Genomic DNA, 7468 nt, shown 5'->3' with positions numbered 1-7468 from the left:
GTACGCGTCGTACAACGGCCCGCTGTACCAGGTAAAGCGTGCCTCCGACAACGCGACGAAGGACATCGGCCTGCTGAGCGCCGGCGGCTTCGCCAACGCCGCCGCGCAGGACTCCTTCTGCGCAAACACCAGCTGCGTCATCACCGACATCTACGACCAGTCCGGCAAGGGCAACAACCTCACCCAGGCGCTCAAGGGCCACTGGCCCGGGCCTGCGGCAGGTGGGAACGACAACCTGGCCAACGCCTTCGAGGCGCCGGTCACCGTCGGCGGCCACAAGGCGTACGGCGTCTACGTCGCCCCCGGCACCGGCTACCGCAACGACCACACCAACGGCATCGCCACCGGCGACCAGCCCGAGGGCGAGTACGCGATCTTCGACGGCACGCACTTCAACGGCGGCTGCTGCTTCGACTACGGCAACGCCGAGACGACCGGCAACGACGACGGCAACGGCACCATGGAGGCCATCTACTTCGGCAACAGCACCGGCTGGGGCCACGGTAGCGGCAACGGTCCCTGGGTCATGGCCGACCTGGAGAACGGTCTGTTCTCCGGGGTCAACCGCGGTTTGAATGCCGGCGACCCCACCGTCACCAACCGGTTCCAGACCGCCATCGTCAAGGGCGGCCCGAACCAGTGGGCCATCCGCGGCGGCGACGCCCAGTCGGGCAGTCTGTCCACCTACTACAGCGGCATACGCCCCACCGTCGGCGGCTACAACCCGATGAAGAAGCAAGGCGCGATCATCCTCGGCATCGGCGGTGACAACAGCAACACCGGCCAAGGCACCTTCTACGAAGGGGTCATGACCTCGGGCTACCCCTCGGACGCCACCGAGAACGCCGTACAGGCCAACATCACCGCCGCCGGCTACAACAGCGGCTCGACCAGCACCGGCTCGCTGACCCCCGGCTCCCGGATCTCCCTGCAGGCCACCACCGCCCCCTGCTGCACCAACGACTACCTCCGCCACGACGACGCCGACACCAAGGTCGTCATCTCCAACATCACCTCCTCCAGTCCGGCCACCGACAAGGCCGACGCCACCTGGATCGTCCGCGCCGGCCTCGCCAACAGCTCCTGCCTGTCCTTCGAGTCCGCCAACAACCCCGGCCAGTACCTGCGCCACTCCAACTACGAGCTCTACCTGAACACCGACAACGGCGGCAGCTCCTTCGCCCAGGACGCCACCTTCTGCCCCACCACGGGCAACAGCGGGACCGGCCACTCCTTCCAGTCCGTCAACTTCCCGACGAAGTACATCCGCCACTACAACTTCACGGCCTACATCGCCGGCAACGGCGGCTCCAACACCTGGGACAACACGAAGTCGTGGGCCCAGGACACCAGCTGGCTCACCGCCTCCCCCTGGAACTGACCACCTGGAGACCGCGGGCCGGAGCACCTTGGCGCTGACATCGTGCACGGCCCGCGGCTTCCGCCCACGGCGCCGACGCCGCCGCTGTGCTGTATCACGCCGGTGTCGCGGCGGCTGAGCGTGGCAGGACTCCAGCGGTCACCGGAATCACTCCGGCCGTCCTTTTCGTCGTGCGTCCGCCGCCTGGCACCGGGTGGACCCGGCAAGGAACCGGCACGGGTTGCACGAGCCGACGCCTCTGCGGGAGCACCTTCCTGACGGCCCGTCGGCCCGCCTCAAGCTCACCCTGCGCCTCCAGCGGCGCGCCAACACATCCGGCTACCGCACCCGTTCGTCGCCCCGGCCGACCCGCCTTCACCGGGCACGGAGGGAGAAACCGCATGAAGCGCATGGCCCAGACCACAAGCATGCCGTACGTGCCCGAAGTCGCCCTGGGCGATCGAGATCCGCGTCAACCCCACTGACAACACCCCGGAGCCGCCTCATGATCGCTTTCCCGACCGTCCGACACAGCAGGAGGGGGAGACGATGAAGCCCCTCACCTCCACCACCCGCACGTTGTCAGCAGTGTTTTCGGCGGCCCTCTCCGCGGTGCTGCTGACATCCCTCACGACGCCGACCCCGGCCTCGGCCGCGTCCCAGGCGACCTACTACGTCGCCCCCGACGGCAGCGACGCGGGCCCCGGGACGATCACCGCGCCGTTCAAGACCCTGCAGCACGCACGGGACGTCGTGCGCACGGTCAACAGCAACATGAGCGGAGACATCAACGTCTATCTCCGCGGCGGCAACTACCCGGTGAGCAGCACCATCAACTTCACGTCGGCCGACTCCGGAACGAACGGCCACCATGTCGTGTACGCCGCCTACCAGAACGAGAAGCCGGTGCTGAACGGAGGCGTTCAGGTCACCGGCTGGACACAGCACAGCGGGAACATCTGGAAGGCCCCGCTGAACCGCGACGACAAGCTCCGCGCACTCTACGTCAACGGCAAGCGCGCCCAGATGGCCTCGAAGACGATCAACTCGGCCGGATGCTACGGGACGTACACCGTGACGGCCGGCCAGGCACCCTGGGCCTGGGAGTCGGGTTCGCAGTGCGACGGAGCCAAGTACAGCCTCTCCGATCTGCCCGCCGTCGCCTCCAACCAGGACGACGTCGAGATCAAGACGGCGACGACCTGGACCACGGCCATCGTGGGCGTCCGCCAGATCACCACGAGCTCGGACGGCGCCAATCGCGTGGCCCTGTTCCAGCAGCCGGGTGCGGCGATCGCCCAGGGACCGCCGAACGGCAGGTTCAACGCCGGCGGCGGCAGTCACACCTTCATGAACGCGTACGAATTCCTTGACCAGCCCGGCGAGTTCTACTTCGACAAGACGAAGCACACGCTGTACTACTACAAGTCCGGCTCCGAGGACATGACGTCGGCGCAGGTCTTCGCACCGAACAACGTGTCCACCCTCATCAGGATCGCCGGCACGTCCACGGCCGACCACGCCCGGAACATCACGTTCTCCGGGCTCACGGTCGAGCACTCCGACTGGAACCTGGTCAGTGTCGCGGGCTCCGTCTTCCGGCAGGGCCAGCAGGGCAGCGCGAGCTCGACCGTGTACGCGAGGAAGAACTTCCACGCGTACACCTACCGCAACGTCGACCTGCCGCCGGGGATCATCCAGATCGAGAACGCCGACGGGATCGTCCTTTCGCGCAACACGGTGCAGCACACCGGCGCCGACGGGATCAACATGGTCAACGACGTGACGGACACGCAGTTGACCGGCAACTACGTCAACGACATCGCCGGATCCGCCATCACCGTGGGACACCCCCAGCACGTGTACATCGGGGACTACACCTCGACCAACCACGAGAAGTACCCGGTGAACGTCGAGGGGGTCTGCAAGAACATCTCGATCACGGACAACTACCTCTACGACAGCGCGGTGCTGTTCGAGGGGTCCAGCCCCGTGTCGGCGTACTTCGCCGATTCCCTGTCCGTGCAGCACAACCGGATCGAGAAGTCCCCGTGGGCGGGCATCACACTCGGCTGGGGATGGTGGAACTTCGACGGATCGGCGAACTCCGTCCGCCCCGGCGTACCGACCACCACGGCGCGGAACAACACCATCAGCCACAACCAGATCGTCGACACGATGCAGGTGCTCGGCGACTCCGCTCCCATCTACACGCTGGGCAGCCAGCCGGGAACCGAGATCAGCGACAACTACATCCAGGGCGTCCCGGCCGGCCACAAGTACGGCATGCACCCCGATGAAGGCTCCGCCTACCTCAACGAGCACGACAACGTGCTCGACGTCGACCCGGGCCTGGCCTACACCATCAACTCCGGCACCTGGGGCCGACAGCACGACCTGAGCATCACCAACACCTACGGCACCGTCAACAAGATGTCCAACAAGAACGTCCCGAACAGCACCATCCAGGACGTGCACGCGTATCCGGACAACGTGTGGCCGTCGCAGGCGTACGACATCGCCGTGAACTCCGGCCTGGAGAACGCCTACAAGGACATCGTCCCCCGCAGCAACATGGGCCTGCAGGACCACGTCCTGCCCGCGAGCACGTTCAACGGCAAGGGCGTGTCGTCCATCCCGGTCCGCGCTCTCGGTGACGCGACCAGGACTCTCTGGCTGGCTCCCTCCGGTACGACGACGTTCGCCGTCGGCCCCACCATGACGAAGGCGGCCGGAACCGCGACGACCATCGCCGTCCCGCCGAAGCCCGGCGACTACCGCCTCTACATCGTGGACGCCCAGGGGAACGCGTCCCCCGCGTCGAAGTCGCTCGTACGGCAGCGATATGCCTTCGTCGACGACAAGGACTCCGGTCTCACCTACTCCTCCGGCTGGTCGAACTGGAACGACTCCCGCGACTTCGACGGATCCGAGAAGTACACGAACAGGGCGGGCGACTCCGTCCAGTACGCGTTCACCGGCTCGGGCGTGCGGTATCTCAGCATGAAGCAGCCGAACATGGGCAAGGTCGACGTCTACGTCGACGGCACCCTGGCGCAGTCGGGCATCGACGCCTATGCCTCGACGGTGACGAAGCAGGCGCCGCTGTTCGAGAAGGCGGATCTCGCCGCTGGCCCCCACACGATCAAGGTCGTGTGCACCGGTACGAAGAACGCGGCCGCCTCCAGCACCGTCTGCGCGCTGGACGCGTTCGCCTCCATCCCCTTCCCCGCCACGAGCGTGCTCTACAAGATCCTCAACAAGAACAGCAACAAGGCGATCGACGTCTCGGGCGCATCGACTGCCGCCGGGGCGAACGTCCTCCAGTGGAACGACACCGGGGCGCAGAACCAGCGCTGGCTGTGGGTCGCGGTCGGTGGCGGCAGCTACGAGATCGTCAACGAGAACAGCGGTCAGCTGCTGGATGTCACCGACGGGTCCACCGCGGACGGCGCGACCGTCATCCAGCAGCCCGACGACAACGGTGCGAGCCAGCACTGGACCCTGATCGCCGCCGGAAACGGCTACTACAAGATCAAGAACGTGAAGAGCGGCAAGCTGCTCGCGGTGTCCGGCTCGTCGACGGCAGCGGGCGCTCAGCTCGTGCAGACGACGGACACGAACGCCGACAGCCAGCTGTGGCAGGCAGTGAACGTGGACTGAGGACCTGGGGGACGGAGCCGGCGAAGCGCGAGCCGGCAGCGTCCCCGGCGAGCCTCCACCACCGAGTACCAGGTACTCGCGTCGGAACACCGCCCATCCAAGTGATGGCGCCTGACCAAGGACGGACATCGTGGACATCACCAGACGACAGCTCGGCCGGCTCGCCGCGGTCGGCACCGGGGCCCTCCTGCTGCCGGGCCTGCTGCCCCCCAGCCCGGCCGCGGCAGCCGTGCCCGAGGCCGGGACGTGGGGCGACCAGGGCGACGGCACCTACGTCAACCCCGTCCTCCCGGGCGACTTCAGCGACTGGGACTGCATCCGGGTCGGCGCCGACTACTACGGCATCACCAGCACGTTCGGGTACTCGCCCGGCGTGGCCGTCCTGCACTCGAAGGACCTGGTCAACTGGCGGACACTGGGCGGCGCCGTCGACGATCTCACCAGCATCGGACCGCTGCTGAACTGGGACCGGATGAACCGCTACGGCCGCGGCGTGTGGGCCGGGGCCATCCGCTACCACGGGGGACGGTACTGGGTGTACTTCAACACCCCCGACGAAGGCTTCTTCATGACGTCGGCGCCGTCACCGACGGGGCCCTGGGAGCCGTTGACGGCGGTGTGGCGGACCTCCGGCTGGGACGACCCGTGCCCGTTCTGGGACGACGACGGCCAGGGCTATCTGGTCACCACGCACTACTCGGACGGCTACAAGATCCACCTGTTCAAGCTGTCCGCGGACGGGAAGTCGCTGGTCGGCCCGTCCACCGTCATCCACCAGTCACCGGGCAGCGAGGCCAACAAGCTGTACAAGATCAACGGCGTCTACTACCACCTGTACAGCGAGGTGAAGTCCGAGGGCCGGGTGCTCATGATGAACCGCGGCTCCAGCCTCTACGGCCCCTTCGAGACCCGGCAGCTGGAGCACGTCAACTCCTCGGTGGACCGCGAGCCCAACCAGGGCGGGCTGGTGCAGGCTCCGGACGGCGCCTGGTACTTCGTGACCCATCACGGCCACGGCGACTGGGAAGGGCGACCACTGTCCCTGCTGCCGGTGACCTGGGTGGACGGCTGGCCGATCCTGGGCCAGGTGGGCGCAGACGGCATAGGCAACATGGTGTGGACGGGCCAGGTGCCCGCCGGCGGCACACCCGGTGCGCCGGTCGACGCGCTGCCCTCCGTGGTGGCCAGTGACCTGTTCACCGACGCCCGCCTCAAGCCGCAGTGGGAGTGGTACTACCAGCCGCGCGCGGACCACTGGTCGCTGACCGAACGCCCCGGCCACCTGCGGCTGAAGGCGTTCGCACCGCTCGTGGCCGACAACCTGACCAAGGTGGGCAACACCCTCACCCAACGCACGCTGCGCACGGCGGGCGGCGCGACGGTGACCGTCCGCCTCGAACTGGCCGGCCTCGCCGACGGCCAGCACGCCGGGCTGTGCCACTACGCGGCAACCTACGCCGGGTTGGGTGTGCGGCGTTCGGGGACCACCACGACGATCGCGCACAACGTCGGCGGCAGCCTGACCTACGGTCCGGTGATCACCCAGAACGCCGTGTGGCTGCGTACCTCGTGGGACGTCAACGGGGTCAGCCGGTTCTCGTACAGCCTCGACGGGAGCTCGTTCACCTCGTTCGGTGGCACCTACCAGCTGACCTGGGGCGGTTACCGCGGCGACCGTGTCGGGCTCTACACCTACAACCCCAACGGCACCGGCTACGTCGACGTGGACTCGGTGCAGTACACCATCGCACCCGCCAGGGCCTACAAGTGCGTCAGCGTGCGCAGCGGCAAGGTCGCCGACGTCTCCGGCGCCTCCAAGGCGGACGGTGCCGCCGTGCTCCAGTGGACCGACAACGGCGTACCGAACCAGCAGTGGGCCTTCCAGTCCACAGCGGACGGCTACCACACCATCACGTGTGTCAACAGCGGCAAGGTCCTCGACGTGGCCGGTTCCTCGACGGCGGACGGCGCGCGGGTCGTGCAGACGACCGCCGACGGCCGGACGAGCCAGCAGTGGCAGCTGCGCCCGCAGGCCGGCGGCGAGTTCCTGGTGGTCAACCGCAACAGCGGCAAGGTGCTCGACGTCAGCGGAGGCAGTACGGCCGACGGCGCCGCACTGATCCAGTACCACGACACCGGCGGCTCCAACCAGCGGTGGACCTTCCACCGCGTCACTGGCTAGCCTCAATGCCGTTGTTCGGCCTGCGAGATCGCGGTGCATCCACCGGCCCTCCCCCGTGCGCACGATCCCGGCCGAGTCCCCTACGGTCGCCGGGGCCAGGTCTGCCAGGTCCCGGCCTGGGGCTCCAACAGGCCATGCACACACGCGACATCGCACGACACCTCGGACCGCGGCGCGCCCTGTCGGCAGCCTCACCGTGCAGCTCTGCTGCTGGGCTCGCAACGGCCGGCTCATCCCCGCGGCACGGAACACCCAGGAGGTCA

3 protein-coding genes are annotated in these 7468 nt (G+C 67.7%); all 3 read left to right on the top strand.

Annotated features, from left to right (window positions below; translation table 11 throughout):
• Window positions 1–1381, top strand: a 1381-nt coding sequence (locus LJ657_RS47175; protein ID WP_232655901.1) for an alpha-L-arabinofuranosidase B, incomplete at its 5' end; no start/stop codon positions are given.
• 528 nt (window positions 1382–1909) lie between these two features.
• Window positions 1910–5023: an RICIN domain-containing protein gene (locus tag LJ657_RS47170; protein WP_232655900.1), complete on the top strand. Its 3114-nt coding sequence runs from the start codon at window positions 1910–1912 to the stop codon at window positions 5021–5023.
• A 130-nt stretch (window positions 5024–5153) separates the two neighbouring features.
• Window positions 5154–7205: a family 43 glycosylhydrolase gene (locus LJ657_RS47165; protein WP_232655899.1), complete on the top strand. Its 2052-nt coding sequence runs from the start codon at window positions 5154–5156 to the stop codon at window positions 7203–7205.
• The last annotated feature ends 263 nt before the right edge of the window (window positions 7206–7468 follow it).

It is taken from the genome of Streptomyces guryensis, from assembly GCF_021261325.1.
GTDB lineage: Bacteria > Actinomycetota > Actinomycetes > Streptomycetales > Streptomycetaceae > Streptomyces > Streptomyces guryensis.
This window is presented reverse-complemented; position numbering and strand designations above follow the sequence as displayed.

Bases quoted from the DNA above. Each gene is read 5' to 3' on its own strand.
- LJ657_RS47170 (WP_232655900.1), top strand. From the start codon at position 1,910: ATGAAGCCCCTCACCTCCACCACCCGCACGTTGTCAGCAGTGTTTTCG.